At 70.5% G+C, this 21,649-nt stretch carries 23 protein-coding genes; 9 read left to right on the forward strand and 14 right to left on the reverse strand.

The window, feature by feature from the left end; all coding sequences use genetic code 11:
• The first annotated feature begins 104 nt into the window (after positions 1–104).
• From AVME950_RS03970 to AVME950_RS03980, 3 genes are all read left to right on the forward strand, one after another.
• A complete protein-coding gene (locus AVME950_RS03970) occupies positions 105–1,082 on the forward strand; it encodes a Bug family tripartite tricarboxylate transporter substrate binding protein (protein WP_284428828.1) in 978 nt (325 codons plus the stop codon).
• Positions 1,083–1,240: 158 nt separating this feature from the next.
• Positions 1,241–1,954, forward strand: a complete 714-nt coding sequence (gene serB / locus AVME950_RS03975) for a phosphoserine phosphatase SerB (RefSeq protein ID WP_272564097.1) — start codon at positions 1,241–1,243, stop codon at positions 1,952–1,954.
• 256 nt (positions 1,955–2,210) lie between these two features.
• The gene (locus tag AVME950_RS03980; RefSeq protein WP_284409001.1) at positions 2,211–2,996 is read left to right on the forward strand and encodes a MetQ/NlpA family ABC transporter substrate-binding protein; all 786 of its coding nucleotides are present in this window, start codon (positions 2,211–2,213) and stop codon (positions 2,994–2,996) included.
• 149 nt (positions 2,997–3,145) lie between these two features.
• On the opposite strand, the gene AVME950_RS03985 is transcribed toward AVME950_RS03980, so the two are convergent.
• Entirely contained in the window at positions 3,146–3,886 is a 741-nt protein-coding gene (locus AVME950_RS03985; RefSeq protein WP_284428829.1) for an SDR family NAD(P)-dependent oxidoreductase, read from the reverse strand.
• Between the two features lie 155 nt (positions 3,887–4,041).
• On the opposite strand from AVME950_RS03985, the gene AVME950_RS03990 reads away from it, so the two are divergent.
• Positions 4,042–4,935, forward strand: coding sequence for a LysR family transcriptional regulator (locus AVME950_RS03990; protein WP_284428830.1), 894 nt, complete (start codon positions 4,042–4,044; stop codon positions 4,933–4,935).
• A gap of 116 nt (positions 4,936–5,051) precedes the next feature.
• On the opposite strand, the gene AVME950_RS03995 is transcribed toward AVME950_RS03990, so the two are convergent.
• Positions 5,052–5,711 carry a LysE/ArgO family amino acid transporter gene (locus AVME950_RS03995; RefSeq protein ID WP_284428831.1) on the reverse strand — a complete coding sequence of 220 codons (660 nt, stop codon included), beginning with the start codon at positions 5,709–5,711 and terminating at the stop codon, positions 5,052–5,054.
• Positions 5,712–5,779: 68 nt separating this feature from the next.
• On the opposite strand from AVME950_RS03995, the gene AVME950_RS04000 reads away from it, so the two are divergent.
• Together AVME950_RS04000 and AVME950_RS04005 are read left to right on the forward strand one after the other, a co-directional pair.
• On the forward strand, positions 5,780–6,718 hold the full coding sequence (locus AVME950_RS04000; RefSeq protein WP_284428832.1) for an HTH-type transcriptional regulator ArgP: 939 nt from the start codon (positions 5,780–5,782) through the stop codon (positions 6,716–6,718).
• A 90-nt stretch (positions 6,719–6,808) separates the two neighbouring features.
• Positions 6,809–7,234 (forward strand): group III truncated hemoglobin, encoded by a 426-nt coding sequence (locus AVME950_RS04005; protein WP_284428833.1) that lies wholly within the window; start codon positions 6,809–6,811, stop codon positions 7,232–7,234.
• 19 nt (positions 7,235–7,253) lie between these two features.
• Here AVME950_RS04005 and AVME950_RS04010 read toward each other — a convergent pair whose 3' ends face one another.
• Positions 7,254–7,493, reverse strand: coding sequence for a DUF3820 family protein (locus AVME950_RS04010; protein WP_284428834.1), 240 nt, complete (start codon positions 7,491–7,493; stop codon positions 7,254–7,256).
• 6 nt (positions 7,494–7,499) lie between these two features.
• A complete protein-coding gene (locus tag AVME950_RS04015) occupies positions 7,500–7,859 on the reverse strand; it encodes a translation initiation factor Sui1 (protein ID WP_284428835.1) in 360 nt (119 codons plus the stop codon).
• A 208-nt stretch (positions 7,860–8,067) separates the two neighbouring features.
• On the opposite strand from AVME950_RS04015, the gene AVME950_RS04020 reads away from it, so the two are divergent.
• On the forward strand, positions 8,068–9,342 hold the full coding sequence (locus AVME950_RS04020) for a DEAD/DEAH box helicase (RefSeq protein ID WP_284428836.1): 1,275 nt from the start codon (positions 8,068–8,070) through the stop codon (positions 9,340–9,342).
• A 24-nt stretch (positions 9,343–9,366) separates the two neighbouring features.
• Here the strand turns inward: AVME950_RS04020 and AVME950_RS04025 are convergent, their stop codons facing one another.
• The 3 genes from AVME950_RS04025 to AVME950_RS04035 form a co-directional block, all read right to left on the reverse strand.
• The gene (locus tag AVME950_RS04025) at positions 9,367–10,371 is read right to left on the reverse strand and encodes an aldo/keto reductase (protein WP_284428837.1); all 1,005 of its coding nucleotides are present in this window, start codon (positions 10,369–10,371) and stop codon (positions 9,367–9,369) included.
• Positions 10,372–10,438: 67 nt separating this feature from the next.
• Positions 10,439–10,657, reverse strand: a complete 219-nt coding sequence (locus AVME950_RS04030; protein WP_272564107.1) for a SlyX family protein — start codon at positions 10,655–10,657, stop codon at positions 10,439–10,441.
• Between the two features lie 26 nt (positions 10,658–10,683).
• A complete protein-coding gene (locus AVME950_RS04035; RefSeq protein ID WP_284428838.1) occupies positions 10,684–11,589 on the reverse strand; it encodes a LysR family transcriptional regulator in 906 nt (301 codons plus the stop codon).
• 98 nt (positions 11,590–11,687) lie between these two features.
• Between AVME950_RS04035 and AVME950_RS04040 the strand changes: the two genes are divergently transcribed.
• Positions 11,688–12,452 carry a sulfite exporter TauE/SafE family protein gene (locus AVME950_RS04040; protein ID WP_284428839.1) on the forward strand — a complete coding sequence of 255 codons (765 nt, stop codon included), beginning with the start codon at positions 11,688–11,690 and terminating at the stop codon, positions 12,450–12,452.
• 90 nt (positions 12,453–12,542) lie between these two features.
• On the opposite strand, the gene AVME950_RS04045 is transcribed toward AVME950_RS04040, so the two are convergent.
• The 6 genes from AVME950_RS04045 to AVME950_RS04070 form a co-directional block, all read right to left on the reverse strand.
• A complete protein-coding gene (locus AVME950_RS04045; RefSeq protein WP_284429566.1) occupies positions 12,543–13,739 on the reverse strand; it encodes an aminotransferase-like domain-containing protein in 1,197 nt (398 codons plus the stop codon).
• Positions 13,740–13,899: 160 nt separating this feature from the next.
• Positions 13,900–16,038, reverse strand: coding sequence for a prolyl oligopeptidase family serine peptidase (locus AVME950_RS04050; RefSeq protein ID WP_284428840.1), 2,139 nt, complete (start codon positions 16,036–16,038; stop codon positions 13,900–13,902).
• 127 nt (positions 16,039–16,165) lie between these two features.
• Positions 16,166–17,752 carry a RimK family ATP-grasp domain-containing protein gene (locus tag AVME950_RS04055; RefSeq protein ID WP_284428841.1) on the reverse strand — a complete coding sequence of 529 codons (1,587 nt, stop codon included), beginning with the start codon at positions 17,750–17,752 and terminating at the stop codon, positions 16,166–16,168.
• 1 nt (position 17,753) lies between these two features.
• Entirely contained in the window at positions 17,754–18,899 is a 1,146-nt protein-coding gene (locus tag AVME950_RS04060; protein ID WP_284428842.1) for a GNAT family N-acetyltransferase/peptidase C39 family protein, read from the reverse strand.
• Positions 18,892–19,023, reverse strand: a complete 132-nt coding sequence (locus tag AVME950_RS04065; protein WP_284428843.1) for a hypothetical protein — start codon at positions 19,021–19,023, stop codon at positions 18,892–18,894. The genes AVME950_RS04060 and AVME950_RS04065 overlap by 8 nt, the downstream gene beginning before the upstream one ends.
• Positions 19,024–19,034: 11 nt before the next feature.
• On the reverse strand, positions 19,035–19,415 hold the full coding sequence (locus AVME950_RS04070) for a hypothetical protein (protein ID WP_284399342.1): 381 nt from the start codon (positions 19,413–19,415) through the stop codon (positions 19,035–19,037).
• Positions 19,416–19,584: 169 nt separating this feature from the next.
• Between AVME950_RS04070 and nth the strand changes: the two genes are divergently transcribed.
• Positions 19,585–20,223: an endonuclease III gene (gene nth / locus AVME950_RS04075; RefSeq protein ID WP_272564115.1), complete on the forward strand. Its 639-nt coding sequence runs from the start codon at positions 19,585–19,587 to the stop codon at positions 20,221–20,223.
• A gap of 133 nt (positions 20,224–20,356) precedes the next feature.
• On the opposite strand, the gene AVME950_RS04080 is transcribed toward nth, so the two are convergent.
• Entirely contained in the window at positions 20,357–21,439 is a 1,083-nt protein-coding gene (locus AVME950_RS04080; RefSeq protein ID WP_284428844.1) for a YcjF family protein, read from the reverse strand.
• Between the last annotated feature and the right edge of the window lie 210 nt (positions 21,440–21,649).

The following is a 21,649-nucleotide window of genomic DNA, read 5'->3' on the forward strand; positions in this document are numbered from 1 at the left end:
ACACGCCAGCACACCGCGAACGGGTGCAGGAATTGCTTGGACGATGGCACGCGCCGGGATGGCACCGGCGGCCATTCGTTCCAACCGATCCAAGGAGTCCGCCCATGCGTGTTGCACGCCCGATCCCGGCATTTTTCTGCGCCCTCGGCCTCGTGGCCACGGCAGCGCCCGCGCTGGCCCAGGGCACCTACCCGGACCGCCCGGTGAAAGTGATCGTCGCGCTCCCCGCTGGCGGCAGCGCCGACATGATCGCGCGCATGGTGGGCCAGAAGATGGCGGCCGAACTGGGCCAGCCGTTCGTGGTGGACAACAAGGCGGGCGCTTCGGGCCAGATCGGCACGCCCATGGTGGCCCGTGCGGCGCCGGACGGCTACACAATCATGGTGTCGCCCGCGTCGTTCCTGACCACCAACAAGAGCATCTTCAAGACCCTGCCCTATGACCCGCAAGCCGACTTCGTGCCCATCACCAAGCTGGTGAACCAGCCGATGGTGCTGGTGGCCAAGGACGCGCAGAAGTTTCCGAGCGTGGCCGCCGTGCTGCAGGCGGCCCGGGCCGCGCCGGGCCGGGTGACCTACGCATCGTCGGGCGACGGCAGCCCGCAGCACCTGGCGGCGCTGATGTTCGGCACCCGCACGCAATCGAGCATGCTGCATGTGCCGTACAAGGGCGGTGCCCCGGCCATCAACGACACGCTGGCGGGCAACGTGGACCTCATGTTCGCCGTGCTGCCCGAAGCGTTGCCGCACATCCAGTCGGGCAAGCTGCAGGCGCTGGCGGTGATGAGCGCGCAACGTTCGGCAGTGCTGCCGCAGGTGCCCACCATGGCGGAAAGCGGCGTGCCGCAGGTGGAACTGTCGGCCTGGGTCGGCCTGCTGGCACCGGCCAGGACGCCGCAGCCCGTCATCGACCGGCTGCGCAGCGCCGCCCACGCCGCCTTGGCGGGCGACACCCAGGCCCGGCTGGCAGCCAGCGGCATGGAAGTGGCGCCAGGCACCACCCAGCAACTGCAGAACACCATCGCCGCGGAAATCAAACTGCACGCCGAACTGGTCAAGGCGGCCGGGCTGGCGCCCCAGTGAAGCAACGAGGCGGGAGCGGCAGCGATCACGGCAGAGGCAGGCAGCGGCAGGCGACCTGGGGATAATCCCCGCTGTGTCCCGGAACGCCGCTGCTGCGCGCCGGGCAGTCCCCTCCCCTTCCCTTTGTCTTCGCCGCAGGATCTTTCCTCCCCCCATCCATGAGTGCCGCCACCGAATTCGCTCCCGGCCTTGTCGTCCAAGGCCTCTCCACCCCGCTGTCCCTGTCGGACTTCAAGCTCATCGCATTCGACATGGACTCCACCCTGATCAACATCGAGTGCGTGGACGAGATCGCCGACGCGGCGGGCCGCAAGGCCGAAGTGGCCGCCATCACCGAGGCCGCCATGCAGGGCCTGATCACCGACTACAAGGAAAGCCTGCGCCAGCGCGTGGCCCTGCTGCGCGGCGTGACCGTCGGGCACCTGGAACATGTGTTCGCCGAGCGGCTGCGCTTCAACCCCGGCGCCAAAGAACTGGTGGCCGCGGCCCGCTCCGCGGGCTTGACCACGCTGCTGGTCTCGGGCGGCTTCACGTTCTTCGCCGACCGGGTCCGCGCCGGGCTGGGCATCGATCTCGCGCGGTCGAACCAGCTGGAGGTCGAGGACGGCGTGCTCACCGGCCGCATGGTGGACCAGGCCTGGGGCGACATCTGCGACGGCGCCGAGAAACGCCGGACGCTGCTGGAAGTGGCCTCGCTCCTGGGCATTTCGCCCAGCCAGGCCATTGCCGTGGGTGACGGCGCCAACGACCTGCCCATGATGGGGGCCGCGGGCCTGTCGGTGGCCTACCACGCCAAGCCGGCGGTGCGGGCCCAGGCCAAGGTGGCCATCAACGAAGGCGGGCTGGATCGCCTGCTGGAAGTGCTGCGCTGACGCCCTGGCGTGCCCATCGGCGCGCCACTCCGAATGCTATTCTTTCAATAGCAATCAAGCCAAACGATACTAGGGCATCAGCCTCTTTTCATTCGAATGGCGATCCACTGAATCACATAAGAGAATCGCTCGTTATATCGATATGAAAATAAAAGAATGGCGCATGCCCGCGCCCTTCACTACATTCGCGTCTTCCGACGGCGCGCGCTGGGGCGCCCGCCGACCGATCCAACCGACTGAAATGAAAGCCCTCTCCATGCTGAAGAAAACGCTGTCCGCCATTGCCGTTGCCACCCTGGCCTTCTCGGCGCATGCCGCCGATGTGCTCAAGGTCGCGGCCTCGGCGGTGCCGCATGCGGAAATCCTGAACTTCGTGAAGCCGCAACTCAAGGCCCAGGGCGTGGACCTGCAGGTCAAGGAATTCAGCGACTACATCCAGCCCAATGCCGCGGTGGAAGACAAGCAGCTGGACGCCAACTTCTTCCAGCACCAGCCCTACCTGGACAGCTACAACAAGGACCGCAAGAGCAGCATCGTCGCCGTGCCCGACGGCAAGGTGCACGTGGAGCCCTTCGGCGCCTACTCCCGGAAAATCAAGGCCGTGGGCGAACTCAAGGAAGGCGCTCTGGTCGCCATCCCCAACGACCCGTCCAACGCTGGCCGCGCGCTGATCCTGCTGCAAAAGCAGGGCCTGATCGAGCTGAAGGACCCCAAGAACATCACGGCCACCCCGATCGACATCGTGAAGAACCCCAAGAAGCTCAAATTCCGCGAACTCGAAGCCGCCCTGCTGCCGCGCGCGCTGCAGGACGTGGACCTGGCGCTCATCAACACCAACTACGCCATCGAGGCCAAGCTCAACCCCACCAAGGACGCGCTGTTCATCGAAGGCGCCGACTCGCCCTACGCCAACCTGGTGGCCGCGCGCGCCGACCGCGCCAACGACCCCCGCATCCAGAAGCTGGTGAAGGCGCTGCACACGCCGGAAGTGAAGAAGTTCATCCAGGACAAGTACCAGGGCGCCGTGGTGCCCGCGTTCTGAGGGCCGGACCAACGTCGCGCCTGCGGGGCCCGCACGCACCGGCACACGCGGCGATGCGTGCGGGCCGCGTCGCCTGCAGACGGCCGTCGCCTCCGTTGGCCAGCGCCATCAGCGCACCGGCGCTTTGAGCCGCCGGACTCCGATGGGGCTCAGAACACCATGCCCCCGGCAACGTCGATGGTCGTTCCGGTGACCCATCCACCGCGCTGCGACACCGCGAACGCCACGGCGTCGGCGATGTCCGCCGGCGTCCCCACCCGGCCGAGCGGCGTCTTGCCGACCAGCATGTCGACCATTTCCTTGGGGGCATCGGCACTGCCTTCCGTTTTCACGAAGCCCGGGGCGATGCCCACCACCCGGATCTGGCGGGGTCCAAGCTCTATGGCCAGCGAACGCGTCAGCGTGTCGACGGCGCCCTTGGTGGCCGAGTAGGCATGCACCACCGGGTAGGGACTCTTGGCCAGCCCCGAACTGATGTTGACCACGACGCCACCCGCCGGCAGCACGCGCGCAGCAGCCTGCGTGGTCAAAAGCAAACCCCGCACGTTGAGCGCGAAGTGGTCATCGATGCTGTCCGCCGTCAGCGAATCCAGCGAGTCCATGCGGTAGATGCCCGCGTTGTTCACGAGGATGTCCAGCCGACCGAACTGTGCAAGGGCAGCATCGATCAACGGCTGGATCTGCGATGGCTGCGAGAGGTCTGCCTGCGCGGCGACTGCCCGGCCACCGGCGGCGGTGATGCGGCGCACAACGGCGTCCGCGTCCGATGCAGCGGTGGCGTAGTTCACGACGATGGACGCGCCATCGGCGGCCAGTCGCTCGGCGATGCCGGCACCGATGCCTTTGGACGAACCGGTGACGATCGCGACCTTGCCTGAGAGTGAGCTCATGGATGTTCCTTTGGGGTGATGAGGGTGGAGGAATGAAGTGTTGGGATTCCCATCGGCGCCGGGGCCGGAGAAGCGCCAACGATAGGCACAACGTCGCTTCAGATAAATGGGTGCTCGCGGCATGCGGAATGAAGCAGTGCTTCACAATCGGCGCCATGTCCCCCGATCTCCTTGCCCCCATTGCCGCGTTCGCGCGCGTTGCGCACCATGCGAGCTTCACCCGGGCCGCCGCGGAACTGGGTGTGTCGCCCTCGGCGCTGTCGCAGACGATCCGCAAGCTGGAAGCCAGTCTGGGTGTGCGGCTGCTCGACCGTTCGACGCGGCGCGTCGGCGTCACTGAACTGGGCCAGCGGTTCCTGGCACAGGCGCAGCCGAGCCTGGCGTCGTTGGCGCTTGCCATCGAAGGCATGAACGAGTCGCGGGACAGGCCGTCAGGGCTGCTGCGGCTCAATGTTTCGCGCACCGCCGCCGACATCGTGGTGCTACCGCACCTGCAGGCGTTCCTCGCGGAGTTCCCGGACATCACGCTCGACCTGCATTGCGACAACGCGCTGCTCGACATCGTGGCTGGCGGCTTCGATGCCGGCATCCGACTGGGGGAGTATCTGGCGCAGGACGTGGTGGCCGTGCCCATCGGCGGGCGGCAGCGCATCGCAACGGTGGCGTCCCCCCGTTACCTGCGAGGACGCGCCTTGCCGCAGGTGCCCCAGGACCTGGCCGGCCATCGCTGCCTCAACGTGCGGCTGGGCGGAGGGATCTACCGCTGGGAATACACGAACAGGGGGCGCGCGGTCGAGGTGGAAGTGCAGGGGCCGCTGATCTCGAACGACGGAGACATCCTGGTCGCGGCAGTGCGTGCCGGCGCCGGCATCGCCTGCGTGTTCGAAGTGCAGGTGGCCGACGACCTCGCCGCAGGCCGGCTGATGCCGGTGCTCAAGCCCTGGTGGCCGACCTTTCCGGGCTTCTACCTCTACCACCCGAGCCGCACCCACGTGCCGCGCAAGCTGCGCGTGTTCATTGACTTCCTGCAGGCCCGCGCGAAGCCCTGAAGGCCGCGCCACGCTGCACCAAAGGGGCAGCACAGCGATCGAGCGAAGGCGCTGCGGCTCGGTGATCCGCACGTGGCGGCACCGCCGCCGGCGCGCTCACTCGCTCGCTCGCCGGATCAATCGCCCTGCAGGCTGCGCGCCACCCACCACGCCAGCGCAAACATGGTGGCACCCGTCAACGTGTCGAGCACTCGCCACGCGCGCGGATTGGCGAACACGTGCTGCAGCCGCCGACCCGCGAAGGCCAGCACGAGAAACCACAGCAGGCTGGCGCAGGCGGCACCCACCACGAAGACCCACTTCAGGCCGCCATCCTGCCGCGCGCCAATCGACCCGATCAGCACCACGGTGTCCAGGTACACGTGCGGATTGAGCAGCGTGATGACGGCCAGCGCGCCGACGACGCCCAGTGCACTGCGTTCGGCCCGCCCCGTTGCGGCCAGCGCCGCCTGCGGCGCGCAGAACGCCCGGTGCCACGCAAAGCATCCGTACGCGAACAGGAACACCGCCCCGCCCAACGTCAGGCACCACGCCAGCGTGGGCGATCGGCCCAGCAGCTGCGCCATGCCGGCCACGCCCACCGCCACCAGCAACGCGTCGCTGATGACGCACCAGGCAATGCAGGCGCGTACATGGCGGCCCTGCACGGCCTGGCGCAGCACAAACAGGTTCTGTGCGCCGATGGAGACGATCAACGTCAGGCACACCGTGAATCCGGCCAGCCACGAGGCGGAGACGGAAGCGGCAGAAAAGGAGGGGGGCGAGGCGATCCACATGGGTGAATTGTCCGAACCGCATTGATTTAAGTAAACTTAAAATCTCTAAGTAATATGAAGCAAAACTAATGCTCGACTATGCCGGTCTGGAAGCCTTGGCGGCCGTGGTGCGCGAAGGCAGCTTCGAGCGCGCTGCGCGCAAGCTGCACGTCACGCCCTCGGCCATCTCGCAACGCGTGAAGCAGTTGGAAGAGCGCGCAGGCCAGGTGCTGGTGCTGCGCGGAACGCCGTGCACGGGCACCGACGCGGGCCGCCGGCTCTGCCTGCACGTGGAACAGGTGGCCTTGCTGGAAAACGAACTGCGCCGTGCCAACCCTACGTTGATGCCCGACACCCAGGCGCCAGCCCCCACATTGAAGCTGGCGGTGAATGCCGATTCGCTGTCGACCTGGTTCATGGACGCGATGGCGGCCTTCACTGCAGGAGGCAACGAGCTGCTGGACATCCGCATCGACGACCAGGAACACACCGCCCAGCGACTGCGCGAAGGCGAGGTGATCGCCGCCGTCACCGCCAGCGCCGGCAGCATCGCGGGCTGCAACACCTGGCCGCTGGGCGCCATGCACTATGTGGCGGTCGGCAGCCCGCCATTCGTGGAGCGCCACTTCGGCGGCGGCGTGACGCCCGAGACTGCCGCGCTCGCGCCCATGATGGTCTATGGCCGCAACGACCGCCTGCAGGACCAGTGGCTGCAGCGCCAGGGCCTGGCCTCGCGCCGCCACCCGCCCCGCCACTTCATGCCGTCCAACCAGGGCTTCCTGCGCAGCTGCGAGGTCGGCATGGGCTGGGGCATGCACCCCACCGTGCTGATCGAACGGCAACTGGCCGATGGCACGCTGGTGGAGCTGCGGCCGCAGGCGGGGATGGACGTGCCGCTGTACTGGGCGCTGCCGCGCTCGGCCCAGGCGGGGCTGGAGCGGCTCACGCGCTGCGTGATGGCGGCGGCGGGGGCCTGGCTGGGCGACGGCACGGCGCGACCATCGCTTGCTGCGCGTCAAACCCCTTGACGCCGGAACGGGCATGCTCTGCCCCGGCCCGGCCCGGCCCGGTCCAACCCACCCGACTTCAACCACCGCGCAGCCCCGCGCACCGATCCGATGGATTCAACCGCCCCCCTTCAGCCCCCCGTCCGGCACACCCTGGACCTGGCGGGCATCACCGACCTCGTGCACGGCTTCTACGCCGACGTGCGCGCCGATGCCCTGCTGGGCCCCGTGTTCGACGCGGCGCTGCAGGACCGCTGGGAGCCGCACCTGGCCCGCATGGTGGACTTCTGGAGCACGGTGGCGCTGGGCAGCCGGCGCTACCGCCGCAACGTGCTCGCGCGGCACGGCGCGCTGGAGGGCGTGACGCCGGCGCATTTCGCGGCCTGGGTGGGACTGTGGCGGCAGCACACCGAGCGCCGCTTCCCGCCGGAGGTCGCGCATTCGCTGCAGCAGGCCGCGCACGGTGTGGCCCGCGCGCTGTTCCGCAAATGCTTCGGGCACCTGCCGGCCTGCGACAGGCCGGCCGGCGGCCACTGAGGGCGCGCGTGGCGGCGGTTCAGCGCCGGGACGCCGGGCCCTGCCCGGCCTGGGCGCGCAGGGGCTCCAGCAGGGCCGACAGGCCGTTGTGGTCGATCTCGTGCATGAGGGCCAGCAGCCGGCCCAGATCGCCGCGCGGAAAGCCTTCGCGGGCGAACCAGTTCAGGTAGTTGCCCTGCAGGTCCGCAATGGCGTGGCCCTTGTACTTGCCGTAGGGCATCTGGACGGTCAGCAGGCGCTGCAGTTGTTCCGGATCCATGGCGGCTCAGCCCCCGGCCCGCTTGACGGTGTGGCCCCGTTGCCGCAGCACGTCCATCACGCGCTCGACATGGTCGCCCTGCACCTCGATCACGCCGTCCTTCACGGTCCCGCCGCTGCCGCACGCGGCCTTGAGCTGCTTGCCCAGCAGCGCCAGCGCAGCCTCGTCGAGCGCCACGCCCTTCACCACCGTGACCGCCTTGCCGCCCCGCCCCTTGGTCTCGCGAGAGACCCGCACGGTGCCATCGCCCACCGGCACCGCGCGGACCGCCTGGCAGGCGCACTGCGCCACGGGCTGGCGGCAGCCGGGGCACATGCGGCCCGATTCGGTCGAATAGACGAGGCCGCCCAGGTCGCTCAGGCGCATGGCGGCACCCCCTGGGCTTTGAAGAAAACGGCGGCAGTGGCAATCAGGCGCATGGCGAGGGGCCCGGGGCGCGGGCGAAGGACGGCGGGCAAAAAGTGAAGGCAGGAAATGAGGCAGGAAAGGCCTCAAAGACCGCGAATTATCCGCATCCCGCCCCAGGGCGGCACAATCGCGGGTTCCCTCCTTCGCGCCCCGGTGCGCGCCTGCCATGCCTTTTGCTTCCCTCGGCCTCTCGCCCGCCCTTGTCCACGCCGCCGATGCGATGGGCTTCACCACGCCCACGGCGGTCCAGGCCGAGGCCATTCCGGCCGTGCTGCGCGGCGCCGACGTGCGGGCCTGCGCGCAGACCGGTTCGGGCAAGACCGCCGCCTTCGCCTTGCCGCTGCTGCAGCAGTGCCTGCCGCACACGCTGGCCCAGGCCGGCCGGGGCGCGCGCCGCGTGCGGGCCCTGGTGCTGGTGCCCACGCGCGAGCTGGCGGAGCAGGTCGGCGAGGTCCTGCGCGATCTGGCCCGGCACCTGCTGCCGCAGCGCCTGGCGGTTGCCGTGGTGTTCGGCGGCGTCTCCATCAACCCGCAGATGATGGGCCTGCGCAGCGGGGCCGACATCGTCGTCGCCACGCCGGGCCGCCTGCTGGACCTGGTGGACCACAACGCGGTGGCGCTCTCCGCCGTGCAGACCCTGGTGCTGGACGAGGCAGACCGCCTGCTCGACTTAGGCTTCGCGGAGGAACTGAACCGCGTGCTGGCCCTGTTGCCCGTGGAGCGGCAGAACCTGCTGTTTTCGGCCACCTTCGCGCCGGCGGTGGCCGCGCTGGCCGACGGCCTGCTGCGCGAGCCGGTGCGCATCGAGATCGCCCACTCGCCCGAGACCACGCCCGACATCGCCCAGCGCGCCATCGCCGTGGACCCGGGCCGGCGCACGCAGCTGCTGCGCCACCTGGTGCAGACGCACGAATGGTCGCGCGTGCTGGTGTTCGTGGCCACGCAGTACGCGGCCGAGCACGTGGCCGAGAAGCTCTACCAGGCGGGCATCTTCGCCTCGCCCTTCCATGGGGGGCTGAGCCAGGGCGCGCGCAAGCAGGTGCTGCAGGAGTTCAAGGACGACCGCTGGCAGGTGGTGGTGACGACCGACCTCGCCTCGCGCGGGATCGACATCGCGCAACTGCCCGTGGTGGTCAACTTCGACCTGCCCCGCTCGGTGACCGATTACGTGCACCGCATCGGCCGCACCGGCCGCGCGGGCGAGACCGGCGTGGCCGTGAGCTTCGTGAGCGCCAGCACCGAGGCGCACTGGCGCCTGATCGAAAAGCGCCAGCGCATGGCCCTGCCGCTGGAGCAGATCCTCGGCTTCGAGCCCACCGAGGCCGCGCCCGCCGCCCCGCCGGGCAACGGCGGCATCAAGGGCAAGCGCCCGAGCAAGAAAGACAAGCTGCGGGCGGCCGCGGCCCGCCAGGGCCAGGAGAACGGCGGCGCGGACGACTGAGCCGCGCCAGCCGTCGTCGCTCGATCAGCCCCGGGTGCGCGGGTACAGCGGGTAGGCCGGGTCGGTGTAGCCCGGGGTGGACGGGTGGCCCGGGGCCACCAGCTCGTTCACCAGCGCTTCGTCCTGCGCGGTGATCTCCACGCCCAGCGCGGGCGCGTAGTCCTGCCACTGCGCCAGGGTGCGCGGGCCGGCGATCACGGCGCTCACGGCGCGGTGCGCCAGCACCCAGGCCGTGGCGAACTGGGCCAGCGTCACGCCGCGTTCCTCGGCATGTTGTTTCAACTGCTGCGCGATCTGCAGCGATTCCTCGCGGAACTCGGTCTCGGCCATGCGCTTGTCGCCGCGTGCCGCGCGCGTGCCCTCGGCGGGCGGCTGGCCCGGCAGGTACTTGCCGGTGAGCACGCCGCGCGCGATCGGGCTGTAGGGCACCACGCCCACGCCGTGGTGCGCGCAGGCCGGCAGGATCTCCACCTCGGGCATGCGGTTGAGCAGGTTGTAGTACGGCTGGCAGACCACGGGCCCGGGCAGGCCCATGCGCGCCGCCAGATGCACCAGCTCCGTGATGCGCCAGGCGCGGAAGTTGGACACGCCCCAGTAGCGGATCTTGCCGGCGCGCAGCAGCGCATCGATGGCGAACAACGGCTCCTGCAGGTCCATGTCGTTGACGTCGCGGTGCAGGTACAGGATGTCCACGTGGTCGGTCTGCAGCCGGGCCAGGCTGGCATCCACCTCGCGCAGCATCCAGGTGCGGGAATACTGCGATTCGTTCACCCGGTCGGACATCTTGTTGCCCAGCTTGGTCGCCAGCACCCAGTCATGGCGCTGGCCCTTGAGCAACCCGCCCAGCATCGTTTCCGAGGCGCCCCGGGTGTACACGTCGGCCGTGTCGATGAAGTTCACGCCGCGCTCGCGCGCGTCGGCCACGATGGCCGCGGCCTCGTCGCGCCCCGTCTGGTCGCCGAACATCATGGTGCCCAGGCACAGGGCGGAGACTTGCAGGTTGCTGCGGCCAAGGCGGCGGTATTGCATGGCAGGGACCTTTCGGTGAAAAGAAAATGAGGGAGAAGAAGCGAACCCGGCGGGCGCGCGCGGGAGGTCAGTAGTGCGGCGGCAGTTCGTCGCGCAGGCTGCGCACGGCCGCCCCGCCGCCTTCGGGGATCTGCTGGCGCAGCTGGGACACCTCGGCGATGAGCCGGTCGATCTGCTGCTGTTGCCGGTAGATGGTGAGGTTGAGCTGGTCGAGCAGGTCTTCGGCGAAGCTGGCCTTGATCTCCAGCTCGTTCAGGCGCTGTTCGTTGGGATGGGTGTCGGGCATGCCGCTATTGGAACCCAAACCACGCTTCACCCGCCGCCGGTGCCTGGCGACGCCCCCAGCACCCGTGCCACCAGCTGTCGGGCGGGGGTCGGCAGCGCGTCCAGCTGCCGCACGCACAGCACCAGCGATCGGGCGGCCCACGCATCGCCCAGGGCCACGGCCCGCACGCCGGCCGAACGGCCGCAGCGCTGCACCACGGCGCGCGGCACCACGGCCAGGCCCACGCCCTGCCCCACCATGCGGCAGACCGCCTCGAAGCTGCCAAGGCGGATGCGGTAGCGCGGGCGGGTGCCCAGCCGGCGGGCATGGCTTGCGAGGTGGTCGTCCAGCGCGCTGCCGGCCGACAGGCCCACCAGTTCCCAGTCCAGCACCTCGGCGAATGCGATGCGGCGGCGCGCCGCCAGCGCATGGCCGCGCGGCACCACCAGCACCAGCGGGTCCGCCCCCAGCACGAAAGCCTGCAAGCCCGCGGCATCGACCGAATCGGCCAGCACGCCGATCTCGCACACGCCGTGGCGCAAGGCGTCCACGATCTCGTGGCTGGGGCGCTCCAGCAGGTCCACCGACATGCCGGGATGGTCGTGCAGGAAACCCGCCAGCCGGTCGGGCAGCCAGTCGCTCAGCGCGGCGCTGTTGCACATCAGGCGCACGTGGCCGCGCAGGCCCGAGGCATGGTCGCCCAAGTCCCCCTGCATGCGCTCGATCTGCTGCAGCACGATCAACGCGTGCTGCAGCAAGGTCCGCCCGGCGGGGGTGGGCGACACACCGCGCCGCGTTCGCAGCAGCAGCGGCACGCCCAGCGCGGATTCCATGCCGCGAATGCGCTCGCTGGCCGACGCCAGCGTGATGCAGCTGGCTGATGCGCCGGCGGTGATGGTGCCCGCCTCCAGCACGTTGGCGAACAGTCGCAGATCGGTCAGGTCGAAAGCCATGGGCGCCAAGGTAGCACGCCCTGCCTACGGCCTCGCCTGAGGCAGGCTGCGCCGAATCCCGATTGCCGCGCCGACGGGCGCCTCCAACAATCCACGGCATGACCGCATCGCTCACCCCCACCGCCTTCCTCGCGGCCACGGCCGTCTTCCTGCTCGCCGGGTGCGTCAAGGGCGTGGTGGGCCTGGGACTGCCGACCGTCGCGATGGCGCTCCTGGCCCTGGTCATGCCCCCCGCCCAGGCGGCGGCCTTGCTGGTGGTGCCTTCGCTCGTGACCAATGTGCTGCAGCTGCGGCCCCTGTCGGGTCTGGGGCCGATGGTGCGCCGGCTGGGCGGCATGCAGCTGGGCGTGTGCGCGGGCACGCTCGCGGGGGCGGCGTGGATCGGCGCGCCCGCCGGCCAGGGGGCGGCGGTGGCGCTGGGCACCGTGCTGGTCCTGTACGCCGCCTGGGGCCTGCGCGGCGCCCCGCTGCAGGTACCGGCGCGCGCCGAACGTTGGCTGGGGCCGGCCGTGGGCGTGGCAACGGGCCTGGTCACGGCCGCCACCGGCGTGTTCGTGGTGCCGGCGGTGCCCTACCTGCAGTCGCTGGGCCTGGCGCGGGACGAGCTCGTGCAGGCCATGGGCCTGTCGTTCACCGTCTCCACCCTGGTGCTGGGCGCCGGGCTGGCGGCCAACGGGGCGTACCCGGGCGCGGCGGCTCTGTCGTCCATGGTGCTGCTGGTGCCCGCCGTCATCGGCATGGCGGCCGGCCAGTGGCTGCGGGGGCGCCTGTCGCCGGCACGGTTCAAGGCCTGCTTTTTCATCGGCCTGGGGCTGTTGGGCCTCTACATGGCCGTGCGCGGGCTGGTGTCCCTGCAGGCCTGACCGGTGCGGCCATGAAAAAAGGGCGCCATGGCGCCCTCGGGGTGGTCAGGGCAGCGCCAGCGGGCGCCGCGCCGGTCCGCAGCCGGCCGGTCAGGCGCGCACTGCCTGGCCCAGCCGGGCCACGCCCTCGCGGATCTTGTCCACATCGGCCGTGGCGAACGACAGGCGCAGCGTGGCGTGGTCGGGCTGCGCGCAGAAGAACGGCGTGCCGGGCACGAAGGCCACGCCCTGCTCGATGGCCTTCTTGGCCAGCACGTTGCCGTCGGCCACCTGGCCGCGCGCGCCGGTGAGGCGCGCCCAGACGAACAGGCCGCCCTGCGGCTGCACGAACGCGATGGCATCGCCCAGTTCCTTGCGCAGCGCATCGCCCATGGCCTGGGCGCGCTCGGCATACACCGCGCGCACCTTGGCCAGCGTGGCGGGCATGCGGCCGGCCTTGAGGTACTGCGCGGCCGTGGCCTGCGCGAAGGTGCTGGTGTGCGCGTCGCTGAACTGCTTGCACATGGTGGCCTTGGCCAGCAGCTCGGCCGGCGCGATGAGCCAGCCCACGCGCAGGCCGGGGCTCAGCACCTTGCTCAGGCTGCCGCAGTGCACCAGCAGGTCGCGGCTGCCGGGCACGTCGGCCGACAGCGCCAGCAGGCTGGGCGGCGGCGCCTCGCCGAAGTACAGGTCGCCGTAGGGGTCGTCCTCGACGATCAGCGTCTGGTGGCGGGCGGCCATCTCCAGCACCTTTCGGCGGCGCTCCAGGCTCAGCAGCGCGCCGCTGGGGTTGCCGAAGGTGGGGATAAGGTAGACGAACTTGGGGCGGTGCTCGGCGATGAGCTTTTCCAGCGCGTCGGTGTCCACGCCTTCGCCATCGACCGGCGCGCTGATCAGCTCGGCGCCATAGAGGCGAAAGCACTGGATGGTGGCCAGGAAGGTCGGGCCTTCCACGATCACCTTGTCGCCGGGGCTGATGAGCGTCTTGCCCAGCAGGTCCAGCGCCTGCTGGCTGCCGGTGGTGACGATGAGGTTGTCGGTCGCCACGTCCCTGGCGCCCTTGCTGACCATGAAGGCGGCCAGTTGCTCGCGCAGGGGGTTGTAGCCCTCGGTGGCGCCGTACTGCAGGGCCGCGCCCGGCTCCTCGGCCAGGGCCTTATTGGAGGCCTCGCGGATGCCGTCCACATCGAACATCGCGCTGTCCGGAAATCCCCCGGCAAAGCTGATGATGCCGGGCTTGCCCAGCAGCTTGAAAAGCTCGCGGATGGCGGAGGTCTCTACGTTGTTCAGTCGGTCGGCGAATTGCAGGGGCATGGTCGGGGTCTCACTTTCTGGATGCGATTGTCGCCAAATCGGCGTGGCGTTTTCCTGCGTGTGGTGCCAGTGCACGCGGCCGGCGCGCCGGGGCCGCGGCGTGCCGCCCCGGCCCCGGTGGCGAAATGCTGCGCCGCTGCGGCCGACACGGCATTCAGCGGGCGGCGTTGGCCGCCGCAGGCCGCGGGCCCAGCTGCTGCCACAGGTAGGCGAACTCCAGCGCCAGCAGGTGGGCGCGCTGCGCGTTGTCGGCCGCGCCGCCGTGGCCGCCTTCGGTGTTCTCGTAGTACAGCAGGTCGTGCCCCTGCGCCAGCATGCGCGCGGCCATCTTGCGCGCGTGGCCGGGGTGCACCCGGTCGTCGCGTGTCGAGGTGGTGAACAGCACCCGGGGATAGCGCGCATCGGCCCGCACCTGGTGGTAGGGGCTGTAGCGCGCGATGAAGGCCCAGTCGGCCGGGTCGTCCGGATCGCCGTACTCGGCCATCCACGACGCGCCCGCCAGCAGCGTGTGATAGCGCCGCATGTCCAGCAGCGGCACCTGGCAGACCACCGCGTTGAACAGGTCGGGCCGCTGCACCATCACCGCGCCCACCAGCAGCCCGCCATTGCTGCCGCCCTGGATGCCCAGGTGCGCGGGCCGGGTCACGCCGCGCGCGATCAGGTCCTGTGCGATGGCGATCAGGTCGTCGTAGCTGCGCTGCTTGTGTTCGCGCACCGCCGCTTGGTGCCACGCCGGGCCGTACTCGCCGCCGCCGCGCAGGTTGGCCACCACCAGCACGCCGCCCTGCTCGCACCAGGCCCGGCCGTAGTCGGCGGCGTACCAGGGCGTGAGCGCATGCTCGAAGCCGCCGTAGCCGTAGATCAGCGTGGGGTTGCCGCCATCGGCCTGCGCGCCGCGCGGCCACAGCACGAAATACGGCACGCGCGTGCCGTCGGCCGAGGTGGCGAAGCACTGCTCGGTGCGCATGCCTTCGGCATCGAAGCGCGCCGGCCCGGCCTTGAGCAACTCGCGCTCGTCATCGGCGGTGCTGGCCAGGAACAGCGAGGCGGGCGTGGTGAAGTCGGTGTACGACAGCAGGTAATGCTCGGCCAGCGGGTCGTCGGCCAGCAGCGGGTCGTACAGGGCCGTCACGCCCAGTTGGCCGGGGAACGGCGTGTCCACCGCGCGGCCGACGAAGGGAACGCCCTCGCCCCCGGGCCGGTGCCACAGCTCCAGCCGCTCGGCCACGTTGTCCATCACCTGCAGCAGCACGTGGTCGCGCGTGGTGTCGTAGCCGGCCAGCGAGCGCGTGGCCGTGGGGGTGAACAGCGCCGCAGCCCGGCGCTCGCCACGCAGCCAGGCCGCCGCGTCGGCATGCAGCAGCGAGCCGGCGGCGAAGTGCGCCTCCCCCAGCACCAGGTCGCTGCGCAGTTCCAGGAGCAGCGTGCCGCGCACGAAGTCGGGAATGGCGTCGTCCGGCACGTCCAGCCGCACGGGGGCGGCATCCGGCGCTTCGGCAGGCCCCTCGGTCAGCCAGACCTCGTGGCGGTAGAAGTCGATCATGCGGGTGAACACGGTGCGCTCGAAGCCCGGCGTGCGGTCCACGCCCACCCCCACGCCCACGTCCGACGCCTCGCCCTCGAACACCGTGACCGCGCTGGCCAGCGGCGTGCCGCGCCGCCAGCGCTTGACGATGCGGGGGTAGCCCGATTCGGTCAGAGAGCCCTCGCCGAAATCGGTGCTCACGTAGACCGTCTCGGCGTCGATCCAGGTCACGTCCGACTTGGCCTCAGGCAGGGCGAAACCCGCTTCGACGAACTGCCGCGACACCAGGTCGAACTCGCGGATCACCGTGGCATCGGCCCCGCCGCGCGAGAGCGACACCAGGGCGTGGCGGTACTCCGGGCCCAGCACCTCGGCCCCGCCCCAGACCCAGTTCTCGTCCTCGGCCAGGGCGAGGGCATCCAGGTCGAGCACCGTTTCCCACGCGGGTTCGGGCGCGCGGTACCCGGCCAGCGTGGTGCGCCGCCACAGCCCGCGGCGGTGGTGCCCGTCCTGCCACAGGTTGTAGAGCCAGTCGCCACGCCGCACCACGCTGGGAATGCGGTCCTTGGCGTCCATGATGTCCAGCAACTGCTCGCGCGTGGGGGCATATTCGGGCCGGGCCGTCAGCACCGCCTCGGAATGCGCATTGCGCTCGCGCACCCAGGCCAGGGCGCGTTCGCTGTCCACCGCTTCGAGCCACTGGTGGGGGTCTTCATCCTGCGCGGGATCGTGGGCGGGCGTTGCGATGGGCGGCGTGGATTCGGGCATGGGTTCCTTGAGGGATGGCGGTCCGGGCCGGCACGGCCGGTCTTCGGGGATTTTCGCCGCCCCGGCTTGCCCTGTGCCGGGCCGGGGTTTGGCCGGAGTTTTGCGGGGCAGCGGGCCCTGCCGCGTCCTACCGCGCGGGCACGGCCGCACCGGTGCCGGCGGGCTCGGACCACCGCGCCGTCCCCTGGCAGGCGGCCGGATGCCGCGGCGCCGGCCCGCTGCAGGGGGACGCATCGCCCTCCCGGTTCAGCCGCCAGTCCATGCGCGCGAGCAGATGGCCCAGCAGCGTGCGGTACAGCGCATCGCCCACCAGCGCATCCTCCACGCCGGCATCCAGGTTCGGGTTGTCGTTGATCTCGATCACATGGGCGCCGGCCGCATTGCACTTGAGGTCCACGCCGTAAAAGCCGTTGCCGACCAGCCGCGCCGCGCGCGTGGCGGCCTGCAGCACCGGCGGCGGCACGGCATCCAGGGACACGGCCTGGGTGCGGCCCTCCACGTACCCGCCGTCTTCGCCGTGCCGCAGGATCTGCCAGTGGCCTTCGCACATGTAGTACTTCGCTGCGAACAGGGGCTCCCCGCCCACCAGGCCGATGCGCCAGTCGAAGTCGGTGTACATGAATTCCTGCAGCAGGATGATCCCGGACTCGCGGAGCATTTCGCGCGCAATGGCGTGCAGCGCCTCGGCGTTCTCGGCCTTCTTCACGCTGCGGCTGAACGAGCCGTCCGGCACCTTCACCACCACCGGGTAGGCCAGGCCCCGCGGCAGATCGCCCAGCGTGCGGCGGCTCACGAGGTGCGTGCGCGGCGTGGCGATGCCGTGGCCCTTGAGCAGCTCGGCCAGGTACGCCTTGTTGGTGCATCGCAGGATGGACACCGGATCGTCGATCACCGGCATGCCCTCGGCCGCGGCTTTCTTGGCGAACTGGAAGGTGTGGTGGTTGACCGCCGTGGTCTCGCGGATGAAGAGCGCATCGAACTGGGTCAGGCGCGAGAAATCCTTCTTCTCGATCAGTTCGACCGCGATGCCCATGCCGTGGCCCACGTCCACGATCTTCTGCAGCGTGCGGCGGCTGGACGGCGGCAGCGGGTCGTTGGGGTCGTGCAGGATGGCCAGGTCCATGCGCGGCGCGGCCACCGGCGCGGCGGGGCGCCAGTGGCGGCGCGTGAAATGCGCCAGGGCCTCGTCGAACAGGCCGTCGCGGTGGGCATCCACATCGCGCGGATCCAGCGATTGCAGCGCGGCGACGTGCCAGCCGGGCGATGGCTCGCGCCGCTGCAGCTGCAACTGCAGCAGCGGGCAGCGGAACAGCTCGAAGCTCTTGCGCGCAAGGGCGGTCAGTTCCGCGTCCTCCGCCAGTCCGAAGAACACGTGCAGGGTGAGCGAGCTGACGGACTGCGGCACGCTGTCCAGCGGACCGATCAGGCGGTCCAGCGCGGCCAGCGAGGCCGCCTGCTGCTTGCCGCGCTGCAGTGCCACGATGGTCTCGACGCTGGGCGTGACCCGGTCGCCCCGCGCTTCGGCCAGCAGCGAGCAGTAGTAGCCCATGCCCAGGTAGCTGTAGTTGCGGCACAGATTGGTGACCTTGCGCGCACGCGCTCGGAGGCGCGGCTCTTCGGCGATGAACGCCTCCGCGGTGACGATGCGCACCCCGGGGTCGCTCCAGCGGAAATCCGAGCGTCTTTCCACCACGATCACATGTTCTGAAGTCACTTCAAGGCTTTCTGGACAGGATGACGGCCGCTGTCCGGCGGCGGCGCCCGTAGCGGGCCATCTTCTTGAATTCGGACAGGCTCACCGACACGCCGCCGTCGCCCTCGCCCGAACGGGCCATCGGGTCCAGCACCCGGAAGACCGTGCCGTCGAAGCCGGTGATGACGACCCAGTGCGGCGCCTTTTCGCGGTGCAGGCGCCACAGGCTGATGAGCACGATGGGCACATGCCCGTGGCGCAACTGCTCGATCACGCCCTCGGGCGAGACGGGCAGCGCGAACACCGGCGCGCCATGCGCGACCAGTTCGGCGCGGAAATCGTCCTCCACGCGCTGGATCACGCGCTTCTTGTGGGGCTCGCGCACGCTGTCCATGAAGAGCGACGAGCCCGCGGCGGCGTACACCGCCACACCGAAGCCACGGCGCAGGGCGGCGCAGGCTAGGCCGAACGGGCCGCAGCCGCCATGGCCCGCGGCCATGAACACCGTGGTCGCCTCGCGCCACAGGCGGATCTCGGCGGCCTGGTCCAGCACGGTGTCCGGCGCCAGGGCCGACATGGCGATCAGCAGCGCGCATGGGCCGCAGGTGAAGTCCAGTGTCTGTCCGTAGTGCCGGGCCCCCGGCAGCATCAGCCGGTCCCGGCGGTGGCCGTCGAACACGTCCTTCTCGAAGCGGATCGCATCCGCGCCGTCCGCGTAGTAGCCGGGCGCGCGGCCCACCGCCACGAACCCGAAGCGCTGGAACAGCCGGTGGGCGGCCACGTTCTCGGCCCGGCTCTCCAGGCGCAGCAGGGCGCAGCCCCAATGGCGCGCGCAGTCCAGCGCCTCGGCCAGGAACGCACTGGCGATGCCGCCGTGGCGCGCCTGGGGCGCAACGGCGATGGAATACAGCCGCGCCACCGAGGTGCCCCGGCGGCGCAGGACCACGCAGGCGCCCAGCAGCGCGCCGCCGCCCGGGGCCGCGCCCGCCGCCGGCCGCGCCACCATCACGCGGGCCGAACGGCTGCGCAGCAGGCGCCGCCAGCTCGGCAGCGAGATGCGGTCTCCCAGGAACGAGGCGCGCTCGATCGCCTCCAGCGCACGGGCATCGGCAGGCACGCCGGCATCGATCGCCCGCCCGGGCGTGGCACGGGGCCGGGCCTTATTCATGATCGCGCCCGCTGTCCGCGCGCGGGGCCGGGCGCTCCATCCAGTACAGCAGGCACCAGGCGCCGCCGAGCGGCAGGAAGACCACGAGCAGGGCCAGAAAGAGGTGCAGGGCAACGTCGTGCATCGAACAGGTTCTCAGTGCATCCAGTGGGTGGGCCGGGCGATGCGGCCGAATTCCGCGCAGGGCATGCCGGCCGTCAGCAGCCGCAGGCACGCGGCCAGTTCGCCGCGGCGCACGTTCATCTCGATGCGGATGCAGTGCCGGGCCGCATCCACGTCGATGCGGTAGCCCTGCACGCGCGGGCCGAGGATGCGGTGCAGCGAGCGGCGCCCTTCCAGCACGTCGGTATGAAAGAGGCGCAGCGGCAGCACGACGATGTCGCTGTCGGCCGGCGGCCGGGCCTCCAGGGCCACGCGGTGAAGGGTCGGAAAAGCGCAGGAATGCGGCATGGGGCGAGTCGCCGCCACGGGGCCGGAGGGGTGCCGGCGGGCGGTGGCGGGCTGCGGGTGGAACATGGCCCCAGTCTAGGAACGCCGGCATAAAAACGCCGTAAAAAATGCGCCGGCGCCTGTCAATTCCCCGTCAACCGGCCCGGGCGGCGGCCCGCCGCCGGGCCGGCAGGCGCCCGGGCGGCCGGCTGCGGGACAATGCGGCTCCCCGCGTGCCCACAACGACATTCCCACCATGAAGACCGCGCAGATCGAACCCTTCTTCGCCGCCCTGAAGGCCGCCAACCCCATGCCCAACACGGAGCTGGAATACACCACGGTGTTCGAGCTGCTGGCCGCGGTGCTGCTCTCGGCCCAGGCCACCGACGTGGGCGTGAACAAGGCCACGCGCAAGCTCTTTCCGGTGGCAGGCACGCCGCAGGCCATCCTCGACCTCGGGCTGGAAGGGCTAGAGGGCTACATCAAGACCATCGGGCTGTACCGCAGCAAGGCACGGCACCTGATGGCCACCTGCCGCATCCTGGTGGAGCAGCACGGCGGCGTGGTGCCCCGCACCCGCGAGGCGCTGGAGGCCCTGCCCGGCGTGGGCCGCAAGACGGCCAACGTGGTGCTGAACGTGGCGTTCGGCCAGCCCACCATGGCGGTGGACACGCACATCTTCCGCGTCAGCAACCGCACGGGCCTCGCGCCCGGCAAGAACCCGCTGGCGGTGGAGCTGCAGCTCATGAAGCGTGTTCCTGCGGCCTATGCGGTGGACTCGCACCACTGGCTGATCCTGCTGGGCCGCTACGTGTGCCAGGCGCGCAAGCCGCGCTGCTGGGAATGCGTGGTGGCGCCGTACTGCGACTACCAGCCCAAGACCCCGCCGCCGTGACAGGACGGCTGGGCATTAAAAGTGCCTCCAGCACAATTGATACTAGGGCATATAGCTATATTTTTCATAGCACCACGCCCTAGCGCCCGTGGGTGGCGGATTCACCCCACGGCCGGCACCGCGCGCCGCCGGATCAGGCGCGCAGTTCGCGCAGCAGCTTGCCCACATCGAGGCCCTGCGCACGTTGCTGGATCTGCGGCGCGTAGCGCTGCTGCAGGTTGCGCGCCTCGTCCACCGTGCGCGAGAAGGAGGATTTGAGCGCGTCCTTGCCCAGCGTGCGGCCCCCGGCGTAGTAGCGCTGCGCCACCTTGCCCAGCGCGTACGTGGTGGCGAACGAGAACGCCGAGCCCGTGGCGGCGCTGCCCACCGCGCGGCCCATGCCGCCCATCACCTTGCCCAGCAGCCCGCCCACCAGCTTGCGGCCGAACTGCTCCACGTACTGCGAGGTGAGGCCCACGCCCACCGTGGCGAGAAAGTCGGTGATGTGGCCCTTGTCCAGCTCGTAGCCGTACAGCTTGCCGATGCGGTAGACCAGCCGCGTCTGCAGCGGAATGATCGCCATGGAGGCCAGCGACTGCGGCAGCAGCTCCAGCGCCCCGTTCAGGATGGAGGCATTCAGCACCATGGAGTCGATCTCGGCCGCATGGGGATCGACGGCCGGCGCCGGCGCGCCACCCGGCACCGGCGCTGGCACTGGTGCCAGCGCCGGTACCGGGGCGGAGACGGGCGCGGTGCCCGCCGCCACCGCCGCGGCGGCACCCGCCCCCGCCACGGCCACCGCGGCAGGCTCGGCCCAAACCTGCGATGCGCCTTGCGAATCAACGGGTGCATCGCGCAGCGGCGCAGCCGCCAGTGCGTCGGCCTCGCGCACCACGGCGGCGGCTTCGTCCGGCGCCATCTGCAGGGCCGCGCCCAGGCGTTGCAGAAAGGCCTTTTCCTGGGCATTGCACACACCGTCGGCATCGCACACGCCCACGGCCATTTCGTAGGCCAGCTGGCGCAGCGCCGGCGTGTCCAGCGCCTGGGCCGCGTCCTCGATGCGCACGCGCTGCAGCAGCACGTCCTGGTAGAGCTTCATCAGGTCCAGGCCGGTGCCGGCGCTGAGCGACTCGGCCAGCTGGCGCAGGTGTTCGCGCTCGCGCTCGTCCTTGTGTTCGTCGGCAAAGGCCGCCATCAGGCTGATGGCCATCACGGCGCGGGTGTGTTCGGGTTGCATGGTTCGGTATTCCTCGGGTGGCAAAAACGAAAAGGCGTCAAAGGGGAGAGACGGTCGGCCGGCGCCGCGTGCACGGGCCGCCGGCCTCCAACAGGCTGGCGGGCCGGCGCGGAGCCGATCCGGGTTGCCGCTGCGCTGTATGCGTTGGTTTTGCAGAGGAAGGAGAGCGCAGCCGCCGCAATGGCGGAGCGATTCCCGGGCTGCATCTAG

Origin of the sequence: Acidovorax sp. SUPP950 (assembly GCF_030158935.1) — a bacterium.
Classification (GTDB): Bacteria; Pseudomonadota; Gammaproteobacteria; order Burkholderiales; family Burkholderiaceae_C; genus Paracidovorax.

Bases quoted from the DNA above. Each gene is read 5' to 3' on its own strand.
- AVME950_RS04030 (WP_272564107.1), bottom strand. From the start codon at position 10,657: ATGCCCGACACCCATCCCAACGAACAGCGCCTGAACGAGCTGGAGATC.
- AVME950_RS03995 (WP_284428831.1), bottom strand. From the start codon at position 5,711: ATGTGGATCGCCTCGCCCCCCTCCTTTTCTGCCGCTTCCGTCTCCGCC.
- AVME950_RS04050 (WP_284428840.1), bottom strand. From the start codon at position 16,038: ATGCCCGAATCCACGCCGCCCATCGCAACGCCCGCCCACGATCCCGCG.
- AVME950_RS04010 (WP_284428834.1), bottom strand. From the start codon at position 7,493: ATGGATCCGGAACAACTGCAGCGCCTGCTGACCGTCCAGATGCCCTAC.
- AVME950_RS04070 (WP_284399342.1), bottom strand. From the start codon at position 19,415: ATGTTCCACCCGCAGCCCGCCACCGCCCGCCGGCACCCCTCCGGCCCC.
- AVME950_RS04060 (WP_284428842.1), bottom strand. From the start codon at position 18,899: ATGAATAAGGCCCGGCCCCGTGCCACGCCCGGGCGGGCGATCGATGCC.
- AVME950_RS04025 (WP_284428837.1), bottom strand. From the start codon at position 10,371: ATGCAATACCGCCGCCTTGGCCGCAGCAACCTGCAAGTCTCCGCCCTG.
- nth (WP_272564115.1), top strand. From the start codon at position 19,585: ATGAAGACCGCGCAGATCGAACCCTTCTTCGCCGCCCTGAAGGCCGCC.
- AVME950_RS03990 (WP_284428830.1), top strand. From the start codon at position 4,042: ATGTCCCCCGATCTCCTTGCCCCCATTGCCGCGTTCGCGCGCGTTGCG.
- AVME950_RS04080 (WP_284428844.1), bottom strand. From the start codon at position 21,439: ATGCAACCCGAACACACCCGCGCCGTGATGGCCATCAGCCTGATGGCG.
- AVME950_RS04000 (WP_284428832.1), top strand. From the start codon at position 5,780: ATGCTCGACTATGCCGGTCTGGAAGCCTTGGCGGCCGTGGTGCGCGAA.
- AVME950_RS04035 (WP_284428838.1), bottom strand. From the start codon at position 11,589: ATGGCTTTCGACCTGACCGATCTGCGACTGTTCGCCAACGTGCTGGAG.
- AVME950_RS04040 (WP_284428839.1), top strand. From the start codon at position 11,688: ATGACCGCATCGCTCACCCCCACCGCCTTCCTCGCGGCCACGGCCGTC.
- AVME950_RS03970 (WP_284428828.1), top strand. From the start codon at position 105: ATGCGTGTTGCACGCCCGATCCCGGCATTTTTCTGCGCCCTCGGCCTC.
- AVME950_RS04005 (WP_284428833.1), top strand. From the start codon at position 6,809: ATGGATTCAACCGCCCCCCTTCAGCCCCCCGTCCGGCACACCCTGGAC.
- AVME950_RS03980 (WP_284409001.1), top strand. From the start codon at position 2,211: ATGCTGAAGAAAACGCTGTCCGCCATTGCCGTTGCCACCCTGGCCTTC.
- AVME950_RS04015 (WP_284428835.1), bottom strand. From the start codon at position 7,859: ATGCGCCTGAGCGACCTGGGCGGCCTCGTCTATTCGACCGAATCGGGC.
- AVME950_RS04020 (WP_284428836.1), top strand. From the start codon at position 8,068: ATGCCTTTTGCTTCCCTCGGCCTCTCGCCCGCCCTTGTCCACGCCGCC.
- AVME950_RS03985 (WP_284428829.1), bottom strand. From the start codon at position 3,886: ATGAGCTCACTCTCAGGCAAGGTCGCGATCGTCACCGGTTCGTCCAAA.
- AVME950_RS04065 (WP_284428843.1), bottom strand. From the start codon at position 19,023: ATGCACGACGTTGCCCTGCACCTCTTTCTGGCCCTGCTCGTGGTCTTC.
- serB (WP_272564097.1), top strand. From the start codon at position 1,241: ATGAGTGCCGCCACCGAATTCGCTCCCGGCCTTGTCGTCCAAGGCCTC.